We start from the raw sequence: 22,109 nt of genomic DNA on the forward strand, positions 1-22,109 counted from the left end.
ACATAAAAAGGGTGAGGGAGCCAAGAGGCGACCACTTCCTATAGGAAATCCAACAGATCCTCCAGCTGTCCGGATCAACTGGAAATTCTATCGGAAAGAGCTCTTATTACTAATATACGAGGGGGATGCAGATGATTAAAAAAATAGCAATAGTAACAGGAGCAAGTAATCATAGAGACATTGGGACTGCTATCTGTCGAAAATTAGCCTCTAAAGGAATGGATATATTCTTTACCTATTGGAAAGCGGAAAGTGAATGGATCCAACAATTTCAACAAGAAATAAACAACTTAGGTGTCCGTTGTGTAGGTTTGGATATTGATTTATCTGCAACCGAGGCTTACGCACTTGTCCTTGATGCTGTAGAGGAGCAACTAGGAAAGCCTACTATCCTAGTTAACAATGCGGCTCACTCCACAAACGATGGATACTTAAATTTGGACAGCAAGACGATAGATGATCATTACGCAGTTAACATGAGAACAGTATTTCTGTTAAGTGTTGAATTTGCCAAGCGCTTCGAAAACAGTGAATTAAGAAGCGGAAGAATTATAAATATGACATCAGGTCAAGAGCTAGGCCCGATGCCCGGCGAGCTTGCCTACGCAGCAACCAAAGCTGCTATAACAGCTTTTACAAAATCATTATCGACTGAAGTTGCACCATTAGGAATAACAGTAAATGCTGTTAATCCAGGACCGACTGATTCTACCTGGATGACGGATGAAATAAGAGAACATCTATTACCGAAATTTCCAATGGGGCGAATCGGTCAACCAAAAGATGTTGCAGAGAGTGTAGCCTTCCTGGCAAGTGATGAAGCGGCTTGGATTACTGGCCAAATTATTCATTCTGAGGGTGGATTTGTACGTGGCTAGTCGTCAAGAAGAATCCATTGTATAGCGTTTAATGGATGGCCCGATAAAACTGTGTTAAAGATCTATTTCATTTTCATCAACTTTACTGGGGGAAATTAATGATTAACTATTGGAGAATGTTTATATTTGTAGTTATCTCTCTTCTTTTGTTTGGATGTAACGAAGATGTGGAAAAACCAGAAATATTGCTGGATGAAAATCCTGTGATTTTAGAGCACAACGGTCAGCAATTTGAATTATACAAATTTTATGATGAATACGAGAACTTTATCGAGAAGGCAGAAAAAGAACCAGATAATATAAAAGTATTATTTCAGCAAGAAGTCATGAAAGCCTTCGGTGAAAGCACAAACCATACAGTTTCTTTATATGAAGAAATATCAGAACCCACAAAGATAGATGAAGTTAGGGAATATCTTACGCAATTGAGAGCACAAGAAGATGATATAGACAGATGGATTAAAGAAGCTCTAGAGGATTCGGGAGACAAGCTCCCAGGAGAAGACAAGAAAGTTTATATATTTCCTTCCTTTAGTGAGGAAGTTTCTTTAAAAGAATTAGAATATGTGAGTGGATTAGCGATAGATAAAGAAGGTTTTATTTTAATGATAAATCCTCTTTTTACAGAGCGCTCTCTAAAGTATACCGTGGCACATGAATATCATCATACGGTTGCAATGGAAAGTGGCCGTGCTAAGACCTTGCTAGAGCGAAGTGTGTTGGAGGGAAAGGCAGATACGTTTGCAAAAATCATTTATCCAGAAATGGAACCAGCTTGGCTACAGCCTCTTTCCGGTTATTATAAGGAGCATGGGTGGGAGGTTTTCATGGAAAACTTGAACTCCGAGGAATCAGAAATATGGAATTTCCTTTTCATTGGTAATCATTTTAAAGGGATAGCTAAATGGACTAATTACAAGATTGGTTATGAGATTATGCAAAACTTTTTGAAAGAAAACCGTGACGTTTCAATAGGGGAATGGACCAAAATGTCAGCACAAGACATACTAGCTAAGAGTCAATATACGGACTAAAGAGAGAGTAGGAGATTACCATGAATTTACTTTCTCAACTTACAAAGCCGAGAACTTTTTAAAAATGTGAATTTGAATTTCTTATGGAAGGAGAACGAAAATGAGATATGCACAATCATTAGTGTTAGACGGTGTGTCCTTTCAGTTAAAAGAACATCATGATTTTAAATGGCTGAACGATTTTGGAGAGGTTTTTTGTGTCTTTGATCGGCAAGATTCAGGTAATATCTCATTTGGTGTACAGAAGGGGAATGTGAAAAGGTTTATAAAATATGCTGGTGCTCAAACTATAAACTATGCGGGAGATCCTAAAGAAGCCATTAAAAAACTCAAAAATGCAAAGGATGTGTATAAAGAGTTAGAACATCCTTACCTAGTTAAACTAGTGGATCATTTAGAGCTCCGGGAAGGGTTTGTACTATTATTCGAATGGTTTGATGGATTAAATATACAAAAGAATGTTGAACTAAATTCTGCTTGTCAGAGATTTAAAAAACTTCCACTTGAATTACGCTTACAATCTCTTTCAACTATTTTTGAATTTCACGTTCATGTAGAAAAAAATAATTATGTAGCGATAGACTTTTACGATGGAAGCATCTTATATGACTTTAAACAAAATATAACTAAAATATGTGACGTGGATCTATACCAAGTAAAACCGTTTTATAACCAAATAGGAAGGCTTTGGGGCTCTTCCAGGTTTATGTCGCCAGAAGAGTTTACCATTGCATCCGAAATTGATGGTCGATCCAATGTTTTCAATATGGGAGCCATGGCATTTGCTTTAGTTGGTGGAGCTCTTGACCGTTCCTATGATACGTGGGAAGCAGGGAGAGAATTATATCAGGTCGCTAAGAAAGCAGTGGAAAAGAATAGAAACAATCGTTATGCATCAGTAATAGATTTCTATACGGAATGGAAGTTTTACGTAGAGGAATATGGTACTGATCCTCCCCAAAAAGTGTAATAGCTGTAACCTGGATTTAAAAGTATAGAGCGTGCCTCTTGCATAGTTACTGCAAGAGGCATTTTTGTTTACACTTTTTCCGTATGATAGAAATGAATCAGTTTCTAGAAAATTATATTTTTGTATCTAAAAGGAATAAGAACTAGCTAGATAGAATAATAAAAGTAGCTTATGCTCATCCAATTAACGTTCTAGGTGAGTTAATGCATAACTTCTAAAAAAGAATATTTGATTAGCAAACTATTTAATGAAATTAATGAGATTATAAACAAAAAAGAGTCTTTGTAACTGAAGCAAACACCGTGTTTGAAAAAGGGAGAAATCGGGGAAATAGAAAGATGAGACCTTTTGAAACATAAGAAAAAATCAAAGATAATTATCGCAACTATTTTATATCTTACCTATACCTGGGAGAAAAGGACAGAGCGCCATGGAGAATGCAGTATTATTATTAAAAAATGTTAATGTAGTAGATGTAATTACTGGGAAAATTACTTATTCACATCTTCTTATCCAAAATGGCTATATTACTAGAATTTTTTCTGCCCACAAGCAGATTGGTAATATTCATAAAAAAGCGGTTATTTATGATTTGAAAAGAAAGTATGTAATACCAGGTTTAATTGATATGCACGTACATATGAAAAAGGATTATGCTCCTATTTTTACTGCAGCGGGCGTTACAACCGTTCGTAATACGGGCGGAAATGTTGGTGAATTAGAAAACCTAATACATGCGAATGACGGTGCACCAACACCAAGAGTTATTTCCTCAGATAGAATTATCGATGGACCACCTGGGTTGTGGGGTGAAAATAGTCCATGGAACATAAATGTAAATGATGAACAGAGTGCTAGAGCAGAGGTTAGAAGGCAGGTTGAAGCTGGTGCTGATTTCATTAAGGTGTATGGGTGGTTATCGAAAGAAATAATGGAAGTAGTCGTCGATGAAGCAAAAAAACATCAGAGAGAAGTCAGTTGTGATTTAATACATTCCGTAGATGTAACTGCAACGGATGCTGCTAAAATGGGTATTAAATGGAACGAGCATGCTTCAGGTATTTTAAAAGATCTTTTCCCAGAATGGACCATGCAAGCAAATGAAGACGTATGGAAGGATATTGACTGGGAGAATCCTGATGAGAAAAAGATTAGAGATGTTTGTAAAGTATTGGTGGAATATAATGTTGTGCTTTGTCCGACAATGGTTTTGTATGACCAAGCCAATTTAATGCGGAATTACTGGTATTCTGAAGAAAAGATAATGGACAAAATTAAAGAGAATTCGGTGTTAATGCAGCATTGGAGACGCTTTATTGAAAATACAAGTTCATTGAGTATATTAGGAATGCAACATACCTTTAACAAAGCTATTACCAAAGCTTATTTTGACTTAGGGGGCCTAGTGGTAGCTGGTACTGATACTCCTGCTGGTATTTTCACATTTCCTGGTATGGCGCTTCACAGAGAGCTAGAGCTATTCGTTAAAAATGGTCTATCTGAAATAGATGCGATAAGGACAGCTACAATAAATGCAGCAGATGCTCTTAATAGACAAGATATAGGAGTCATTCAAGAAGGAACAATTGCGGATATGGTAGTACTAGAAAAAAATCCTTTAAAAGACATACGTTGCACAAAAGAAATTCATAGTATTATTAAGGGAGGGACTGTATATACGCAAGATGAATTACTTGAAAAAGTTCCTGTGGAGGAGAATATTAAAAAATCTGTAGAGGAATTTATGAATAGTTTTCTAGATACCAATTACAAATCAGGCTAATCAAAAATAATAAGATAGAATCTTTGACAGGAGCGGCAATTACTAAAGCCTCTCCTGTTTTTATATGCATTAAAATCTCGTAAACTCGCATCATAATTGAAATCTATCATTTTTTGTGTACTAATCTCTTAAATTCACACATATATTCATATCTAAGTGATTTATTGGTATGTAATTATTTTAACTAATGAGTTTGGAGGAATCTAATGAATATCACAGCATACTACCAAAAATCAGTTCAAGAAGTGATGAAAGAGTTTGACGTTACTCAACAAGGGTTATCAGATTATGAAGTACGACAAAGACATAAAGAGAATGGCTTCAATGAATTAGAGGAAGGTAAAAGGAAAAATGCCATACAAGTATTTTTAGAGCAGTTTAATGATTTTCTAGTCATCATTTTAATAGTTGCTGCTGCTATTTCTGCTTTTTTAGGAGAATTAGAAAGTTCAATAGTTATTGTAATAGTAATTGTATTAAATGCAGTTTTAGGGACGGTACAACATATTAAAGCGGAAAAATCATTAGATAGCTTAAAAGAAATGGCCGCTCCTATAGCTAAGGTGCTGAGGAATGGAGAAGTTATAAAAATTCCATCCCGAGAGGTAGTGGTGGGAGACGTTCTCTATTTAGAAGTGGGAGATTATATTTGTGCAGATGGAAGAATGATGGAAAGCTATAGATTACAAGTAAATGAGAGTTCATTGACAGGTGAATCCGAAGCAATAGAAAAAACGGAAGCATTAATTGATAAAGCGGAGCTAGCAATTGGAGATAAGCGTAATATGGTGTTTTCAGGAAGTTTTGTTACGAATGGTAGAGGACGAGCTATTGTAACGTCCATTGGTATGGCGACTGAAATAGGCAAAATAGCTAATCTGTTACAAAATGCAAAAGAAAAGAAAACCCCCTTACAAATGAATCTGGATCACTTTGGAAAGAGATTGGCTATTGGCATTATCATTATATGCCTAATTATTTTTGGACTAGACATTCTTAGAGGCCGAGAGCTAGTAGATTCTTTCATGTTTGCGGTATCCTTAGCGGTAGCTGCTATTCCGGAAGCACTAAGTTCAATCGTCACCATAGTACTTGCATTTGGTACACAGAAAATGGCAAAAGAAAATGCTATTATTCGAAAATTACGAGCAGCTGAAAGTTTAGGGAGTATCTCTGTCATTTGCACAGACAAAACTGGAACGCTTACACAAAATAAAATGACAGTCCAGCATATGTACGTAAATGAGCAAACTCTAAAAGCTGACAGAGCTAATATCAACAACGCACTCCATAAAAATTTAATGAGCATGGCGTTGCTTTGTAATGATTCGATAAGTACTGAAGAAAAAGAAATTGGAGATCCAACAGAAATTGCCCTTTTGAATTGGAGTAAACTGTATAATTTTGATGAAGGGAACGTACGCCAACAATATTTCCGTGTAGGAGAAATGCCATTTGATTCTAATCGCAAGCTAATGAGTACGATTCATCGAATAAATAATCGATATATGATGATTACAAAAGGAGCAGTGGATGAGCTATTATCCCGAATAGTAAGAATGGAAACATCTACAGGCATTTCACCTATTAACATTGGGCAAATCGAAAGGATAAAACAAGCAAACCACCATTTTTCAAGCCAAGGTCTAAGAATCCTTGCGTTTGCTTATAAAGAAGTAGATTCCCCGATAGTAAACATGGAAATGGAGCAGGATCTCACGTTCATTGGATTAGTAGCTATGATGGATCCCTTAAGACCAGAAACTAAACAAGCGGTAGAAGATTGTATTGCTGCAGGTATTAAGCCTGTTATGATTACTGGAGATCATAAGACTACCGCCACTGCTATAGCGAAAGAAATAGGGATAGTAGAAGGTCCTCAGGAAGTAATGGAAGGGAAGGAAATTGAAAAATTGTCAGATATAGAATTACAAGACATAGTCGAGAATGTCTCTGTATATGCACGAGTATCGCCTGAGCATAAAATTCGTATAGTAGAAGCTTGGCAAGAAAAAGGTCACGTTGTAGCGATGACTGGTGACGGTGTAAATGATGGTCCAGCATTGAAGCAAGCGGACATAGGGGTTGCAATGGGCATTACAGGTACAGAAGTTGCAAAGGATGCCTCTGCTATGATCTTGACTGATGATAATTTTTCAACCATAGTCAAAGCAGTTTCCAATGGGCGAAGTATTTACACGAACATTACCAATTCCATTATGTTTTTGCTATCTGGTAACACTGGGGCTATCCTAGTTGTACTTTATGCAACCATTCTTGCTTTACCTGCTCCCTTTTTACCGGTTCATCTATTATTTATAAACTTGCTGACGGATAGTTTACCTGCCATTGCAATTGGTTTAGAGCCACACAATAAAAAAGTAATGAAAGAAAAGCCAAGGGACATTAAGGAACCGCTTCTTAATAAGAAGTTTGCTATACAGGTTGGATTGGAAGGCTTCCTCATCGCAGCAGTAACAATTATCGCCTTTCAAATAGGTTTGGCGACTGGCGATACAATGGTCGCGACTACTATGGCGTTTGCAACCTTATGCTTGTCACGATTATTTCATGGCTTCAATTGCCGATCAAAAGAGTCCATATTTAAAATTGGATTGTTTTCGAATATAACTGTTTGGATAGCTTTTCTAATTGGTGTCATTCTTTTGAACCTAGTTTTGATATTCGAGCTGTTTGATGTTGCCGCAATTAGTCGCTCTCAACTAGCGATGATCTATGGATTGGCTTTCGTACCATTTATAGTTATTCAAATAGATAGATTTTTCCTTGCTAAAAAATAAATATTGATTTATGAGTGGAACATTTTGTATAATTCTAATAATATAAAAAGGCGTTGAAGAGGAAAAGTAGAGTGATGATGTTATATAGAGAGCTTCTGGTGGTGGAAATGAGGCAAGCTAGTCATTCGAACATGATCTCGGAGCTTCGTACTGAACGTTAAACAACTAGTAGGATACGACAAGAGTTGGCACTTGTTACCCATGTCAAAGTATAAATGCTTTTTGCTATGTACTTATGGAGTCAAATGGTGTGAACCATTTGAGTATTAAGGTGGTACCACGAGATAACCTCGTCCTTATCGAAATTTCGATATGGATGAGGTTTTTTATTTTGGCTGAAGATATTTAAAACTTATTGGCTAAAAAACTTAATGAAGAAAAGGGGAGAATTAAAATGAATATTTTTATCGGAGGGGCATGGCCATATGCTAATGGGTCCTTACATTTGGGTCACATTGCTGCCTTATTACCAGGCGACATTTTGGCGAGATATTATAGACAAAAGGGAGAGGAAGTATTGTATGTCTCTGGTAGCGACTGTAACGGTACTCCCATATCCATACGTGCTAATTCTGAAGGCGTTACAACGAAAGAAATAGCGGATAGATATCATAACGAGTTTAAAGAAACCTTTAATCGTCTGGGCTTTAGTTATGATATGTATACACGAACTGATAGTGATCATCATCATAAAGTGGTTAGGCAAATCTTTTTAGAGCTATGGAAGAATGGTTATATTTACGAAAAGGAAATTGAGCAAATCTATTGTGAGTCAGATAATCAGTTTTTACCTGACAGGTATGTGGAGGGGAGTTGCCCAAATTGCGGAAGCCGCGCAAGAGGGGACCAGTGTGATGCCTGCTCATTGATTTTAGACCCTATGGACTTAACGAATAGAAGCTGCAAGCTATGTGGAAATGAGCCGACAGTTAAAGCTACAAAGCATTTATATTTTCAACTAAGCAGCTTTCAGGAGCAGCTAGAGAATTATCTTACGTCTGCAAAAGCAAATCATGCGTGGCGAGAAAATGCAGTTCACCTGACCGAGCGATATTTAAATGAAGGCCTTCGAGATCGAGCGGCTTCAAGGGATCTGCCAAATGGGGTAAGTATACCTATCGAAGGATACGAGGAAAAGAAAGTGTATGTATGGATAGAGGCTGTTTCCGGTTATTACTCAGCGAGTAAGGAATGGGCGACTCTTAACCAAACGGATGAAAAAGAATTTTGGAATGAACAAACCATTTCCTATTATGTACATGGTAAAGATAACATCCCATTCCATACTGTTATATGGCCAGCGATACTTAAAGGTATTCGTCAAGAAACACTTCCAACTCATATCATTTCCAACGAGTATTTAACGTTGGAAAAGAGAAAATTTTCGACTAGTCAAAACTGGGCAGTATGGGCTCCTTATTTTATAGAGAAATATCATCCGGACTCCTTAAGATACTTTTTAACAAGCAATGCGCCCGAAAACAGAGACTCGGATTTTTCGTGGAGAGAATTTATTCATAGTCATAATGGGGAGCTCCTGGGGGCATATGGAAACTTTATCAATCGCACATTAAAATTCATTGAAAAGTCCTTCGAAGGAACAATTCCTGATCGAGCAATAAATACAGAAATAGAAGAATCCACTTTAAACTTATACAGTGTGGTTGGTCAATTAATCGAAGGGGGTCATTTTAAATTAGCAATAGATTCTATCTTTTCATATATTCGTGAAGCGAATAGATTCTTTGACGTGCAAAAGCCGTGGATACAAGTAAAGGAAGATAGGGAAAGCTGCCTGGATACACTGGCAAGTTGCGTTTATATCATTGGAAATGTTGCTCAACTATTATCACCGTTCCTTCCTTTCTCAAGTGAGGAAGTACGAAAAATATTAAAATTAGAAGAATTTCATTGGAAGCCAATAAAAGTGAAAGTAGATAACATAAGCAATATACAACCACTATTTGCAAGAATAGATCCTAGTACAATTCAAGAGGAAATTGATTATCTGGAAAAACAGTTAAAAAATGTATATGATAAAGGGTTGGGTTAATTTATGTGCAAAGAAATCTTAAATCAGAGAGTAGAATTGATTTCCGCGCCAGCCGGACGCTTTCCTCGGGGTCAGCGATAAGCCATCACCCATCGCTTACGCGCGTGGTTGTGATGTCTTATCTGTCTCCCTCATCCCGTAGGAGTCGCCGTCTGGCGCTCCAATCAATAAATGGAACAGCTTAATCATCGAAACTATCACCAACCCAATTTCGTCATCTATTTAAAATTTTAATAGTAATCTGAATGTCCTTTTTATAATATTTACAGTCACTAAGTCACTATAATAAACAATTGTTAGTCAAAATCAACCAATAATTTTAACAAAGTTTAAAAAAATTTAGATACACTAGAAGAAAGGTTTATTTCATATAAGGCAGTCTCCATCTTTTTTTATATGGATATTATGTTAAAATAAAAGGACATGTTAAAGGCTAGGTTTGATTTATGATGTGTTCTAAGTCGGCAAGTAGATTTGATTTTCGCGCCAACCGGATGCTTTCCGTGGGGTGAGCGATAAGCCATCACCCATCGCTTACGCGCGTGGTTGTGATGTCTTATCTGTCTCACTCATCCCACTGGAGTCGCCGTCTGGCGCTCCAATCAATAAATGGAGACCGGCTGCATATTTCTATTTATTCACTCCTATAAACAAAGCCGTAATATGACTCCAACACACTTTAAAAATTATTAGAGCAGTCATTTCAATTGTAAAGTCGGAATCAAAAGAACAATAACTTTTACATAGCTAAATAAAAAAATAATTAATTTATAGTAGTTTTTTCCATTTCCTTAAAATAGGGAGGTTAATATGAAGAAACCAGGTTCAATTCTGTTGTTATTATTATTTATACTGATGTTAACAGGGTGTAATTACGTAGAAGAAAAGAAAGCTGAAAATATTATTCAAAATTATTATCAAGCAATAATAGATGAGGATTATGAGAAAGCATTTAAACAATTACATTTATATGTTACAGAAGAGGGTAAGTTAGCTGGTAAAACTGACTTATCCGAACAGGAAGCAAAAGCTATATATTTAGAAAAAATCAATCTCTTGGAAGAACAAAAGTATAAACTGAAAGACTTTGAAATTGTAGAGATCGAGTACGAAGACGGGCACTCATTCTGGCACCATATCAAGCTTGAAGTAGAGCAGGATGGAGAAAAAAGTGAATGGAATGAAGTTGCTTACATTGTTAAAGGAAAGTTATTGATCGGTGAAAAAGATGACCCATATGCAAAGTATCGAGATGGGAAGATGTTTTTTGAAGAAGAGAAATAACCTGTTGGAAATACATATTCCAGCTAAGTTAAATGATGATACTTTATTTATATCTTGAATCTGAATTCATTTTTAGTAAGTCCTTTTACTTGAATAAGACGGCTTTTAAATTAAAATGAAAATAGATATAACTAGGAGGTATTCATATGTATCGTAAAACAGAAGATTTTATACAAGAATGGGCGATGTCAGCTGATGGTACAGTTAACGTTTTTAAAGCAATGACAGATGATAAGCTGAACCAAGCAATTGCAGAAAACCATAATACACTAGGATGGTTAGCTTGGCATTTAACGACAGCACCCATTTTTCTAGCTAAGCTAGCAAAAATTGACCTACCATCTGTTGGGAACCCTAAGGAAGTACCTGGATCAGTTGACACAATTGTCTCTGCTTATGAAACAATGGCAGATGCTTTTAAAGAGGCTGCAGCATCTCTAACGGATGCAGATTTGGTAGAGCAAGTACCTGCGTTTGGCACTTCTATTCCACGTGGTCAAATATTACGAAAAATCATAGATCATCAAACACATCATCGTGGTCAAATGACCGTTTTACTTCGCCAAGCAGGATTAGAGGTACCCGGAGTTATGGGACCTACAAAAGAACAACAGATGTAAAGAAGCCACCTTCATTTTAAAAATGAAGGTGTTTTTTTGAGAGAATATATAGAGAGAAAACAGAAACCAGCCAGTTTAAGGTTGGTTTTGAAAATGTGTTATAGGAAACCGCTAAATCTTCTTGGGGAATATATTTTATATAAAATTTTTAATGTACTGTTAATATAAGTGTTAAAGTTAGAGTAAATTATGAAGTCTAAAAGATGTCGTAATTATAGTATTTACTCAAACATTACTTTCTAAGGGAGCTTTTAAATTGAGTATAAAGTTCAACCCCTTTTTAAAAGAAGAGTTAACAGTTGAACACCTGCACTTTGCTTTACTCAAAGAAGACATAACTTTATAAGAATTAGTTATGTTTTATATGGATAGAATTGCAAAGTTTGATAAGAATGGTCCTAATCTTAATGTAATTATCAAGATAAATCCTCATGCTTTATTTATAGCAGAGGCTTTGCACTATGAAAGAAAGAAACAAGGCGTGAGAGGGTTATTACATGGGATTCCTGTTCTGCTTAAAGATAATATTGAAACAAATGATTCTATGCATACAAGCGCTGGGTCACTTGCGCTAGAAAGCTACATTAGTAATCAAGATGCTTTCTTAGTTGATAAAGCTTCATCAATCAATGAATTTTTTGGAAATAAATTCTAATAAATAGCGTATCATAGGCATATGTAGTTCAATTAAGTTTAATAGTAGAACAAAAAGAAAGGAGTAGGATATTTTGTATCAAATTGCACAATTAGGAGTTTTATATAATCCAATACTAGCTGTAATTATTTGTGTAAACCTAGTTTCTATCTTGCATAAAGTTAGAGACAACGAGGATACTTCTGTCAATACGATTGTAATAAGTGTATGTTCAGCGATTATCCTATTTTCAATTACGGCATTAGCTGAATAGCGATTTACCAATCAAACACAAAAAACTTCTTTATATGGATTGTAGCTACATGCGGCGATTTAAGTATGAATGTGGAGACAAATAAAACCATCACCCCACGGAAAGCGGAAATCAACTCTACTTTATTATAAAAGCTTTGTTAAAGTTATTGGTTGATTTTGACTAACAACTCTTTTTTATAGTAACTGTAAACATAAAAAAAGAACGTTCAAATCGCTATTAAGACTATAAATAGATGATGAAATTGGGGTTGGTGACACTTTTCAACTTTGTTTATGGGAATAAATTTATTAACACTTATCGATACATTAAAGCTGTTCCCATTTATTGATTGGAGCACCAGACGGCGACTCCTACGGGATGAGTGAGACAGATAAGACCTCACAACCACGCGCGTAAGCGATGGGTGATGGCTTATCGCTCACCCCGTGGAAAGCGTCCGGCTGGGGCGGAAATCAGTTCTACTCTCTGGTTAAGATTTCTTTGCATCATAAATCAACCCTACCCTCTAACATAGCCTTATAAAAAAACATATAATACTCTTATTCTCTTTTAATTGTTCAAGTTTTTTCATAAATAATGGAATTATGAAATTGATTTGGAAATAAGATTAAACTAATAGCGTTCGTTAAAGAAGGGGAAATTATTGGCATATAAGTTTACCTCAGTCAGAAAATTGCTATTTATATTTACAGCTAGGATAAATAATTTCAAGGTAAGGATATTGGAAAGCGGTAACCCCTAGGGGAAAAGCGCGTGGGAGAGGCTACAGGCTAAGGCAACGTGCCCCCAGGAAAGCGTTCGCTGTAGCGTAGAACAACAATGATGAAGTAGCAAAAAAGCCCTGAAAATTTTACTATTTGTAAAATTTTCAGGGCTTTTGAACTTCTAAGATGCGTGTTGTCCCAGTGCTGTAATTTATTGCGTATCGAATACCTTTAAATCATAAGAGTAAATACTTTTTCTTTGAACGCTTGATAATAGTTCGGATAAGCCAGTTATATCAAGGCTACTTACACGATTGCCATTGGTTAAATCATATTCCTCTAAATAATATTTTTCTTTCTTATCTTCACTATATCTTAGGACAAAAAGTGAACCATCCTTAAAATAAGTTTCTTCATTATTTCTTATTTTAGATTCACTAGCATCTTCTAAAGAGAATTTTAGCTGGATATCTTCTGTATTTGTATCAAAGGTGTAAACTTCCCCTAAGCCATTGATAAAGTACAGAAAGTCATTATATATATAAGCAGAGTTCTTAAAATTATATGGAACGGTTGCCACAAGATCCTTCATATCCTTATATTCGATGAAATCATACGTTTCCTGCTGAAGAGTATCCTTATTGATTCGATAAAGACTGGTCTTCTCGTTGAAGTCATCTATGGCAGATGACAAGATTAAATAATAATATGTTTGATCTGATAAGACAGGGGCTAATGCGTTAAAAAATTCATCCTTTGGTGTATCTACTTTTGATAAATGTTTAACCTCTAAGGATGTATCAAATGTTACTTCCTTTAAATAGAACTCATTTTTATCTACATCCTGAGTAAGAATATTGACTTTATCACTTTCAACGCCAGAGGCTGCGATGTAAAAGGGAATTTTATCTGTTTGAAAATTTTTCTCGTTTCCAAACCGAACATCTGAACGATATCCTTTTCCATCCTGTGCAAATCCACTGTTATAAATGCTAAAGAATATTTCCTCCTCTTGAATATAACCTGAACGTTCTCCTGTGTACTGGTCAGTTTTCATTGGAAATTCCTTATATTCCTCTCCTACTAGGCGAACCATATCTTTTTCCTCTAAAAAAACGTTGTTGTCATAAACTGCTGTGCTGCCTAACTCCAATCCCTCCATTTTTAATGCTTGAGCTTTACCTGATTTATTAATGAAAACAGCATAACTAAATCCTTCCCCATCTATATCCTGATCAGCCGTAGTAGACAGATAAAGAATTGCCTTCTTGTTATGTAGAAAATTTTCCTTTTCGATATCAGCTTTAGATAGAAGTAAACTGCTAGTTGCTTGTGTAGGTGTGAAAAAGAATGTGTATGCGAAATAAACAATAACCCCTAGGCCAATGATTCCGATTAGAGAAACTATATTTTTCTTCATATAAAATTCCCTCCTAAAAGTAAAATGACAATAGGCAGTATGTCGACTGTCCTATTGTCATTTGACTGTTAAATATTCCTTACTAAGGTTGTACCTGGCGCGTCCCGCACATCTCTAGGATATACTCCAAGCCCACCATCATCATCTAAATCTAAGTTACCGTTTAATTTATATGCAGACCAAATTAACTTCGAACAGTTTTTGGCTCCGTTATGTCCAGTAGATCTGTTAGTTGCAAAATTGTACGAATAACTCTGGCCTACTTGTGAATAGGCCCAATTAGCAGCATTATTTCTATTAGTTGAAGTGGTGCCCACCGATTTAACTAGAGCACCCGAGCTATCTACCTTTCTAGCAGTGGTAGAAATAGTGCGTACACCAGAAGAAGGAACAGATTCTACTATTGTAGTAGAAGTATAATAAAGTCCGACATGACCATGATCAAGATAGGCTGTTTGAGAAGGGGTGTAGTAGAAGTTACCTTTAGTACTGTTTCCTACACTAACTGTTCCACCACTTGCGCCTTGAGTTTGATTAGACTTTGCTTCAGCCAATCCTTGAGCTTGATCGTTTTTTAACTCTTTATAGATTTGTTCTAAAATCTGTTCTTCCGTTTCTCCAGTGTTTTTTGCAATTTCTTGAACACTGGCCATCATTTCTTCAGTAGAGACATCTGGTTGTAGGGATGAAATTTCATCAAGATACGAGTAGCTGTTGGCAGAGGCACTAGTAAAGGAAGTCGAGACGAGTAACATAGCTGATAACGATAGAGCAGCGAATGGTTTTTTCATAGTACAACTCCTTTTTCATATTTTTCCTACATCTATAATTTTAATCATTTAGTACAAATTTACAATTGGGAAAAAAATTCACAAAAACAAAATTTCCGCTAAACTAATAAAATATTCAGTCTATTAAGTGCTGATTATCTCATTAATTAAATTTCGACTCCTGTCGCTCACATTTCTGTGTGGGCGCAAATAATGCCACCTAAAGCTATTGCTGTTAAGTAGTCGCATAAAATTTTGAATCTTTTATTTAGTTGTAGATTTTAAATACAACTATTTTAAATTGGGAAAATAAATAGCAGTAAAGAAGGAAATGAATTCCTTTATCTAGAAATAAAAAGAGATGGTTAATTAAGGAGGATTAAAATGCAGTTAAAAACAATATTAAGAGAATGGCAAAATGAAAAAGGAGATTTGGATAATTTAGAGGAAGTTATAAAAGAAATGATTATTAATATAGGCTCAGTGGATGGAGAGCTAAGAGATAGCTTAATTTATTCTACTTTTTACCAACTTATAGAGAACAACAAATTGTCAAACTCCCTCATGGTGAAAATACTAGACGTCTGTTTATCAGAGGAATATTTATTTAAAGGCATAGGTGAACAGGACACGGATACTGTGTTTACTAGATCCTTCTCATCTCTAGTCCTTGCTTTGATTGTAGAAAAGGATAAAACAAAAGAATTTTTAGATAAGCAGCAATTAGAAGAAGTCTATAAAAAAACGACAACATACTTACAATCAGAAAAAGATGTGAGAGGTTATGTAGAAGGGAAGGGCTGGGCTCATAGTATTGCGCATGGCGCAGATCTCTTTGAATCTATTATTAGTCATCCTTCCAACGACATATTACACGCTGAAGAATGGCTAAACGTTATAAAAGCTTGTATTTGGAGGGATACTGTTCTCCAGGACGATGAGGATGAACGATTAATCTTTGCAGTGGAAGCAATGATTGAAAAAGGTTTACCGGAGGAAATGCTTGTAGAGTGGGTACATAACTTTGAGAGTTTATTGGAAGCAAAATTAAAAGAACAGAATCGCATAGTCTTTTACAAATATCGATCTAATGTTATGAACTTCTTAAAATCTCTTTATTTTCGTTTAACATATCTCGATCAAAATATACATACGCAACATCAAATCAAAAAAACATTGAAAAATTTACATGAAGCTATGTACAAGAGAGAGTAATCACAGGGACAGCAAGGAAAAAGGAGCAAATAGATGACTCATCAAACTACAGTCGTATGGGGACAACATCCCGTAAGGTTAAAGTGGCAGCGTTCCAAATTAATAGGAAACAAAGACACAGTAACAAGTGTACACGGATGCTGCTTTCACGAAGGAAAAATATTATTAGTTAAAGTGAAAAAGAGGGGATTTAATCTACCTGGAGGGCATATAGAAGGAAATGAAACTCCAGAAGAAGCATTACACCGAGAGGTCTTCGAAGAGGGCTCTGTAAAAGGTAAGGCTACTTATATAGGGGCTATTGAGGTAAATCATGAAGAAAATCCTTTCTTTGATCCAAATGGAAAATATCCTATAATTGGCTATCAATTATTCTTTCGGTTGGATATTGAAGAATGTCATCCCTTTCAGCGGAAGCACGAAACGACCACACGTATTTGGATGGAACCTGAAGAAGTTCCTTATGTCATTGATGATCATGATATAATTCATTCTATTATCGAAGAAGCAAAGATGGTTAAGTCTGTATACTAATTGAAAAACCTCAAAGCATATATGCTTTGAGGTTTATGTTTATTAGTTAGCTTCTGTATCACTTTCAATATCTTCTGTCTCAGTACCTTCCGTTTCGGTAGAGGTAGTGTCATCCGTACCATCAGTTCCTGTAGTACTATCTTGATCATCTTGAGTATCTACTTCGCCTTCATTTTCAGAAGGAATACCTGTATCATTTTGTCCATCATCTTCGAAAGTAGGATCCTCTACTTCAATATCATTGATATCATCGTCTCCATCACCACATGCTCCTAATAGTAATGCTGAACTTAAAACTATTGGTAAAGCGAATATTCTTTTCTTCATTTTAAATTCCTCCATTCATAGTTGGTAAATTTTTTCTAGGCCTACTTTATGTCTACCTCATATTTTTAACTTTAAACTTTATTCTTGTATCAATTTGAAAATAGCAAAATTTTAATATGAAAGACTTGGTAATATATATGTTATAATTTACATTTGTGTATATGGAAGAAGCTCCGAGGAGGACCATCATTGCTGCAAACTTTTTTAATAAATATATTATTTATAACTTTACCGGTTCTACTATTTGTCATTTTTATAGATAACTATAAGGGTAAAAAAAATTTATATTATTATATATTTTCTTCTATTGTTTCTATGTTTTTGTGTATGATTTATCCAATAAGATTAGAATTAGGTTTTACAGTAGATTTAAGATATATTCCGTTTATTACTCTGGCTTTATATGGCGGCCACAAGATAATATTGCCTTTATACATTACGTTAAATATTGTCCGTTTCTTTGTTGGTGGAGAGGGAATCTTTCAATCGTTTATTTTTTCAACATTGGCTTTTATTATTATTCCATTGCTGCATAAAAAGTTTACTAGCCTATCTCCTAAAAACAGAATAATTACAGGTATAATAGTAGTATTAGTAAACGGTGTGACTTACTTAATTTCGTTATCCACCTATTTTGAAACACTGAATTCCGAATATTGGAATATTGTTGGTTATGTAATTATTACTTATGCAGTAATTATGCTATTTAACATGATCATGATTGAAAAGATTCTGTCCAATATTAAACAGCGAGATAACTTTCTTCGTTCAGAGCGTTTGCATGTGATGAGCGAGCTGTCAGCATGTGTCTCTCATGAAATAAGAAATCCACTTACCGTAACCAATGGATTTTTGCAATTGTTGAGCGTATCGAAGGATATTACACCCAATGATAAAGTTTATATAGAATACTCATTAAAAGAGTTGAATAGAGCAGAAAGTATTTTGAATGATTATTTAGCATTTGCTAAGCCGCAATCAGTACATATGGTTGAGTCTACAATGGAGGAAGAATTAGTATATGTGAAAAACGTAATGATGCCCTTTGCTAAATTCAATGAAGTTGAAATCAGGCTAGAGTTTCAGAACACAGCAAAGATTAAATTTGACTCCAATCAAATGAAACAATGTATTATTAACTTAATAAAAAATGGTATTGAAGCGATGAAGGGCAAGGGGGGAATTCTTTTTGTCAAAGCTGTACAAATAGGAAAAGACATTGTTATTACCATTCAAGATCAGGGTATTGGGATGTCTTCAGAAGAAATAAGTCAGTTAGGGAAGCCATATTACTCTAATAAAAAAGAGGGGACTGGTCTTGGTATGCTGATGGTGTTTGGGACGATCTCTAAGCTAAAAGGAAATGTAGAAGTAAAAAGTAAGAAGGGTAAAGGAACGATATTCACTCTGACTATACCAATTTAAAAGGAAGGGCTAAATATTAGCGCTTCTTTTTTGGATTGAGTTACGTCCAGTTAGATAAGCTCAAATTTTAGTGTCACTATAAGCAATGCTTAGCTATAGGTGTGCACAATTAACATAATAGGGAGGTATATTTTATGGCATTATTAAATCCAACTCTGTTTGCAGAATGGATTGAACCTCATTCATTTGAATGGTACAACCAGCTTGGGGAAACAGCAAGGAGAATATGCATATTCATGGAGTTCTACTATATTAAAACCTAATGGAGAGAAAGTTTTTGATCAAGAGGTTAGAAAAATGATTGTGTCTAAAAAAGTATTAGATGTTGGTTGTGGTCATGGAGAATTTGCTATTAATTGTAGCTCGTTAGCAAAAGAGGTAGTAGGATTCGATGTAACTAACCTCTTTATTGAACATGGAAATAGAAAGAAGCCTGAGAATGTCTCTTTCATACAAGGTAGTACGAAAGAAGAGTTGCCCTTTTCAGAAGATCAATTTGACTGTGCATATATTCGGAAAGGGCCGACTTCTGGATATCCTGCTTTAACACAAACAGTGAAAAAAGGTGGAGCTGTACTCGGTTTGCATCCTGGTGACAATATGGACAAGGAACTGCCTATTTTATTTCCAAATCTTTTTCAAGCCAAGTTACCAAAAGACTCAACCTTAAAAGCTATAGAAAAAAGGTTAATAACAGCTAACTTTGATAAATGGGAGATAGAAACAGTGAGTAATATTGAAAAGCTACACAGCCCTATGGATGTCATTATAAAAAGATGCTTTGGACAGCATCCAAATATAATGCAGAAAATTATAAATGAAAATTTAGACGAAATAACAGAGATTTTTGCTTCAAACGATGAGGATGGCTTACCTATAACGAACTCTTACTATATTGTTCGTGCAACTGTTTAATCATTCATTACCAATGAACTTGCTTCTTCTTTCTAAAAGTAAGTTATCTCTCCATTCTCCATTATGTTTTCCAATTCGCTCTCGATATCCAACCACTCTAAATCCGTTTTTCTTGTGAAGTTCTATACTAGCTTTGTTTTCTGGAAATATACTTGCCTGTAGCATCCAATAACCATGTTCTTCTGAACTACCAATCAATTTTCCAAGTAACTGATTTCCAATTCCTAAACCGGTTGCTTTTGGATGAACGTAAATACCTACTTCCCCAACTCCTTCGTAAACAGCCCTGTGTGAAACGGGGCTAAGTCTGCACCAACCTTTTACTGCCTCATTATGTAGCATGACGAAAGTACATAGATTATCCGCTTTTGAAATCCATTGATCATATGAAGCTGGGGCACTCGTCTCAAAGGTTGCGTTACCAGTAGAGATACCTGCTTCATATATGTACCTGATTTGTTCCCAATCTTTTTCGTTTGCTAGCCTCATTTCCATAGATACTCCCCCCTTATAAAAAATATAAATATTTGAAATGTAAATGGCAAGAAATGTTTTCTTTACAAACATAATTTAAACGTTTAAAATTAGTTAGCCTAACTAACTAATTAAGGAGGAATTGAAATGCACCCTTTTTTTACTACTTTAAAATTGATTTCTCGACCATATAGTAGCAAAATGCATGATTTATTGATGCCACTAGGCTTAACAGAAATACAGTGGGGACTTATACGTATTTTGCAAGAAGAGGGACCTTCCACCTTTACGGATGTAGCAGCTTATTGGAGAGTAGAAAAGCCGTCCGTAACTCCGATAGCTCAAAAGCTAGTAGATCAAGGTCTAATCTACATAGGTACTGGCCAGGATAAGCGACAAAAAGTGATGCATTTAACAAGTCTAGGTGTTTTGAAATATAAGGATGCAAAATTAATAGTAGAAGCCTTTCAAATGGACCTATTAAAAGATATCACGGAAGAAGATAGAAAAATTACAGAACGAGTATTAGAAAAGCTACTTGTTAATATAAAGGGAAGATGATGGCATTGAAAAAAGAAAAATTATGGACAAAGGAATTTCTTTTCATTTCCTTGATCAATTTTATAATTACCTTAATGTTTTACTTATTAATCGTTACGATAGCCTCTTATGCTCAGTCAGAATACAGGGCAACTACTAGCACAGCAGGTCTAGTATCAAGTATTTTCATAATAGGGTCTCTCATAGGCCGATTAGGGGCAGGTAGAGTTATAGGGAATATAGGGACTCACAAAACATTGTGGATAGGATTATTATTTTTTACTTTTACGTCTGCCTTATATTTTGCGACTTTTAATATTGGACTTCTTATTGTTAATAGACTACTTCAAGGGATTGCTGTTGGTATTGCAGGAACAGCTACCGGCACGATTATTGCTCAAATCTTACCGAATACTCGAAAGGGAGAAGGAATAGGATACTACAGTTTAAGTGCCATATTAGCAACTGCTATAGGTCCATTTCTAGGCATTCTATTATTAAAAATGGAAGGTGGGTTCCAATGGATTTTTGCTATGAATGTAGTGCTTTCGGTTGTGTGCTTAATCATCTACGCGGTTGTAAAAATAGATGTGCCATTACCTAAATCTCCAAATCGAGATATGGAAAAAAGCTCATTTATATCGAAATTTATAGAGCCTAGAGCTATACCTATTTCTTTTGTCGCATTATTAATCGGATTTAGTTATTCTGGGGTCATGTCCTTTTTATCCTTCTATGCAGTTGAGATAAATCTAGTATCTGCAGCAAGTTATTTCTTTTTAATTTATGCTATAGTCGTTATTTTTTCTCGCCCTTTTACAGGAAAGCTGATGGATTCTAGAGGAGCTAATATTGTAACATATCCTTGTTTAGTTTTGTTTGCTATCGGTATGTTTTTATTCAGCCAGGCAACTGCAGGGTGGATGCTTTTACTTGCAGCAGCACTCATTGGGATCGGTTATGGTAACTTTAATTCAATCGCTCAAAGTGTAGCAGTGAAGGTAACTCCAGCCCATCGATTTGGTCTTGCTACATCCACTTATTTTATTTTATATGACATTGGATTAGGAGTAGGTCCATTTCTCTTAGGTTTCATAGTACCGTATAGCGGTTATCGTCCTATTTTTCTTTCCATGGTTTTTTTAATACTAATTTGTATTCCTATTTATTACCTACTGCATGGTAGAAGAGACAAAGAACTTTTAAAAATATCCTGAATGAATTAACTTCATAATCTTTTTTGTAAAACAGTAACAATTAAAAGGAACTAATGAGCTTTATTTAGAAATTGAATCAAGTCTAATAAACCCTTTGAAGGTAATAGATGTAACCGTCAAGTAGAATTGAACACTTTTTGCTAATTTAGAGTGAACACTTTTGCTTAAAACAAATTCTGTCGGTTTTTCATCCGATAACTGTCTCCATTCATGTGTATTACCTCCACACGATGT

Annotated in this window: 19 protein-coding genes, 1 pseudogene and 1 other annotated feature; of the genes and pseudogenes, 16 read left to right on the forward strand and 4 right to left on the reverse strand. The window is 35.4% G+C overall.

From position 1 onward, the window contains the following. The first annotated feature begins 125 nt into the window (after window positions 1-125). From M3627_RS19545 to M3627_RS19590, 10 genes and pseudogenes are all read left to right on the forward strand, one after another. Window positions 126-878, forward strand: a complete 753-nt coding sequence (locus tag M3627_RS19545; RefSeq protein ID WP_251557162.1) for an SDR family oxidoreductase — start codon at window positions 126-128, stop codon at window positions 876-878. 98 nt (window positions 879-976) lie between these two features. Beyond that, window positions 977-1,912 (forward strand): DUF2268 domain-containing putative Zn-dependent protease, encoded by a 936-nt coding sequence (locus M3627_RS19550; RefSeq protein ID WP_169358162.1) that lies wholly within the window; start codon window positions 977-979, stop codon window positions 1,910-1,912. Window positions 1,913-2,012: 100 nt separating this feature from the next. Next, window positions 2,013-2,882 carry a protein kinase family protein gene (locus tag M3627_RS19555; protein ID WP_251557163.1) on the forward strand — a complete coding sequence of 290 codons (870 nt, stop codon included), beginning with the start codon at window positions 2,013-2,015 and terminating at the stop codon, window positions 2,880-2,882. A gap of 430 nt (window positions 2,883-3,312) precedes the next feature. Further along, window positions 3,313-4,665, forward strand: a complete 1,353-nt coding sequence (locus M3627_RS19560) for an amidohydrolase family protein (RefSeq protein WP_251557164.1) — start codon at window positions 3,313-3,315, stop codon at window positions 4,663-4,665. A 206-nt stretch (window positions 4,666-4,871) separates the two neighbouring features. Further along, entirely contained in the window at window positions 4,872-7,466 is a 2,595-nt protein-coding gene (locus tag M3627_RS19565) for a cation-translocating P-type ATPase (RefSeq protein ID WP_251557166.1), read from the forward strand. 44 nt (window positions 7,467-7,510) lie between these two features. Beyond that, window positions 7,511-7,767, forward strand: a binding site (T-box leader). Window positions 7,768-7,821: 54 nt separating this feature from the next. Beyond that, window positions 7,822-9,519 (forward strand): methionine--tRNA ligase, encoded by a 1,698-nt coding sequence (metG, locus tag M3627_RS19570; protein ID WP_285841753.1) that lies wholly within the window; start codon window positions 7,822-7,824, stop codon window positions 9,517-9,519. Window positions 9,520-10,329: 810 nt separating this feature from the next. Continuing rightward, window positions 10,330-10,803: a hypothetical protein gene (locus tag M3627_RS19575; protein ID WP_169358166.1), complete on the forward strand. Its 474-nt coding sequence runs from the start codon at window positions 10,330-10,332 to the stop codon at window positions 10,801-10,803. Between the two features lie 146 nt (window positions 10,804-10,949). Continuing rightward, on the forward strand, window positions 10,950-11,423 hold the full coding sequence (locus M3627_RS19580) for a DinB family protein (protein WP_169358167.1): 474 nt from the start codon (window positions 10,950-10,952) through the stop codon (window positions 11,421-11,423). A gap of 355 nt (window positions 11,424-11,778) precedes the next feature. Next, a pseudogene (locus tag M3627_RS19585) lies at window positions 11,779-12,039 on the forward strand (amidase family protein); the annotation flags it as partial. Between the two features lie 112 nt (window positions 12,040-12,151). Then, on the forward strand, window positions 12,152-12,331 hold the full coding sequence (locus tag M3627_RS19590) for a hypothetical protein (protein ID WP_169358168.1): 180 nt from the start codon (window positions 12,152-12,154) through the stop codon (window positions 12,329-12,331). 918 nt (window positions 12,332-13,249) lie between these two features. Here the strand turns inward: M3627_RS19590 and M3627_RS19595 are convergent. Both M3627_RS19595 and M3627_RS19600 read right to left on the reverse strand, forming a co-directional pair. After that, window positions 13,250-14,458, reverse strand: coding sequence for a hypothetical protein (locus tag M3627_RS19595; RefSeq protein ID WP_251557168.1), 1,209 nt, complete (start codon window positions 14,456-14,458; stop codon window positions 13,250-13,252). Window positions 14,459-14,526: 68 nt separating this feature from the next. Next, window positions 14,527-15,249, reverse strand: a complete 723-nt coding sequence (locus tag M3627_RS19600) for a hypothetical protein (RefSeq protein WP_169358170.1) — start codon at window positions 15,247-15,249, stop codon at window positions 14,527-14,529. A 363-nt stretch (window positions 15,250-15,612) separates the two neighbouring features. Between M3627_RS19600 and M3627_RS19605 the strand changes: the two genes are divergently transcribed. Together M3627_RS19605 and M3627_RS19610 are read left to right on the forward strand one after the other, a co-directional pair. Further along, window positions 15,613-16,443, forward strand: a complete 831-nt coding sequence (locus M3627_RS19605; protein WP_251557170.1) for a DUF2785 domain-containing protein — start codon at window positions 15,613-15,615, stop codon at window positions 16,441-16,443. A 33-nt stretch (window positions 16,444-16,476) separates the two neighbouring features. Then, entirely contained in the window at window positions 16,477-16,977 is a 501-nt protein-coding gene (locus M3627_RS19610) for an NUDIX domain-containing protein (RefSeq protein WP_251557172.1), read from the forward strand. A gap of 42 nt (window positions 16,978-17,019) precedes the next feature. Here the strand turns inward: M3627_RS19610 and M3627_RS19615 are convergent, their stop codons facing one another. Beyond that, window positions 17,020-17,304 carry a hypothetical protein gene (locus M3627_RS19615; protein ID WP_251557174.1) on the reverse strand — a complete coding sequence of 95 codons (285 nt, stop codon included), beginning with the start codon at window positions 17,302-17,304 and terminating at the stop codon, window positions 17,020-17,022. A gap of 189 nt (window positions 17,305-17,493) precedes the next feature. Here M3627_RS19615 and M3627_RS19620 point away from each other — a divergent pair, with 189 nt between their 5' ends. Further along, window positions 17,494-18,729, forward strand: a complete 1,236-nt coding sequence (locus M3627_RS19620) for an ATP-binding protein (RefSeq protein ID WP_285841754.1) — start codon at window positions 17,494-17,496, stop codon at window positions 18,727-18,729. Window positions 18,730-18,888: 159 nt separating this feature from the next. Next, window positions 18,889-19,644, forward strand: a complete 756-nt coding sequence (locus M3627_RS19625; protein ID WP_251557177.1) for a class I SAM-dependent methyltransferase — start codon at window positions 18,889-18,891, stop codon at window positions 19,642-19,644. On the opposite strand, the gene M3627_RS19630 is transcribed toward M3627_RS19625, so the two are convergent. Next, complete coding sequence (locus M3627_RS19630; protein WP_251557180.1) at window positions 19,645-20,139, reverse strand: GNAT family N-acetyltransferase; 495 nt, start codon at window positions 20,137-20,139, stop codon at window positions 19,645-19,647. Window positions 20,140-20,265: 126 nt separating this feature from the next. On the opposite strand from M3627_RS19630, the gene M3627_RS19635 reads away from it, so the two are divergent. Both M3627_RS19635 and M3627_RS19640 read left to right on the forward strand, forming a co-directional pair. Continuing rightward, window positions 20,266-20,679 (forward strand): MarR family winged helix-turn-helix transcriptional regulator, encoded by a 414-nt coding sequence (locus tag M3627_RS19635; protein ID WP_251557182.1) that lies wholly within the window; start codon window positions 20,266-20,268, stop codon window positions 20,677-20,679. Beyond that, window positions 20,679-21,875 carry an MFS transporter gene (locus M3627_RS19640; RefSeq protein WP_251557184.1) on the forward strand — a complete coding sequence of 399 codons (1,197 nt, stop codon included), beginning with the start codon at window positions 20,679-20,681 and terminating at the stop codon, window positions 21,873-21,875. Before M3627_RS19635 ends, M3627_RS19640 begins: the two co-directional genes overlap by 1 nt. The last annotated feature ends 234 nt before the right edge of the window (window positions 21,876-22,109 follow it).

The sequence above is a fragment of the Psychrobacillus sp. MER TA 171 genome (genome assembly GCF_023713305.1).
Lineage (GTDB): Bacteria > Bacillota > Bacilli > Bacillales_A > Planococcaceae > Psychrobacillus.

Bases quoted from the DNA above. Each gene is read 5' to 3' on its own strand.
- M3627_RS19545 (WP_251557162.1), top strand. From the start codon at position 126: ATGCAGATGATTAAAAAAATAGCAATAGTAACAGGAGCAAGTAATCAT.
- M3627_RS19550 (WP_169358162.1), top strand. From the start codon at position 977: ATGATTAACTATTGGAGAATGTTTATATTTGTAGTTATCTCTCTTCTT.
- M3627_RS19555 (WP_251557163.1), top strand. From the start codon at position 2,013: ATGAGATATGCACAATCATTAGTGTTAGACGGTGTGTCCTTTCAGTTA.
- M3627_RS19560 (WP_251557164.1), top strand. From the start codon at position 3,313: ATGGAGAATGCAGTATTATTATTAAAAAATGTTAATGTAGTAGATGTA.
- M3627_RS19565 (WP_251557166.1), top strand. From the start codon at position 4,872: ATGAATATCACAGCATACTACCAAAAATCAGTTCAAGAAGTGATGAAA.
- M3627_RS19575 (WP_169358166.1), top strand. From the start codon at position 10,330: ATGAAGAAACCAGGTTCAATTCTGTTGTTATTATTATTTATACTGATG.
- M3627_RS19580 (WP_169358167.1), top strand. From the start codon at position 10,950: ATGTATCGTAAAACAGAAGATTTTATACAAGAATGGGCGATGTCAGCT.
- M3627_RS19595 (WP_251557168.1), bottom strand. From the start codon at position 14,458: ATGAAGAAAAATATAGTTTCTCTAATCGGAATCATTGGCCTAGGGGTT.
- M3627_RS19600 (WP_169358170.1), bottom strand. From the start codon at position 15,249: ATGAAAAAACCATTCGCTGCTCTATCGTTATCAGCTATGTTACTCGTC.
- M3627_RS19605 (WP_251557170.1), top strand. From the start codon at position 15,613: ATGCAGTTAAAAACAATATTAAGAGAATGGCAAAATGAAAAAGGAGAT.
- M3627_RS19610 (WP_251557172.1), top strand. From the start codon at position 16,477: ATGACTCATCAAACTACAGTCGTATGGGGACAACATCCCGTAAGGTTA.
- M3627_RS19615 (WP_251557174.1), bottom strand. From the start codon at position 17,304: ATGAAGAAAAGAATATTCGCTTTACCAATAGTTTTAAGTTCAGCATTA.
- M3627_RS19630 (WP_251557180.1), bottom strand. From the start codon at position 20,139: ATGGAAATGAGGCTAGCAAACGAAAAAGATTGGGAACAAATCAGGTAC.
- M3627_RS19635 (WP_251557182.1), top strand. From the start codon at position 20,266: ATGCACCCTTTTTTTACTACTTTAAAATTGATTTCTCGACCATATAGT.
- M3627_RS19640 (WP_251557184.1), top strand. From the start codon at position 20,679: ATGGCATTGAAAAAAGAAAAATTATGGACAAAGGAATTTCTTTTCATT.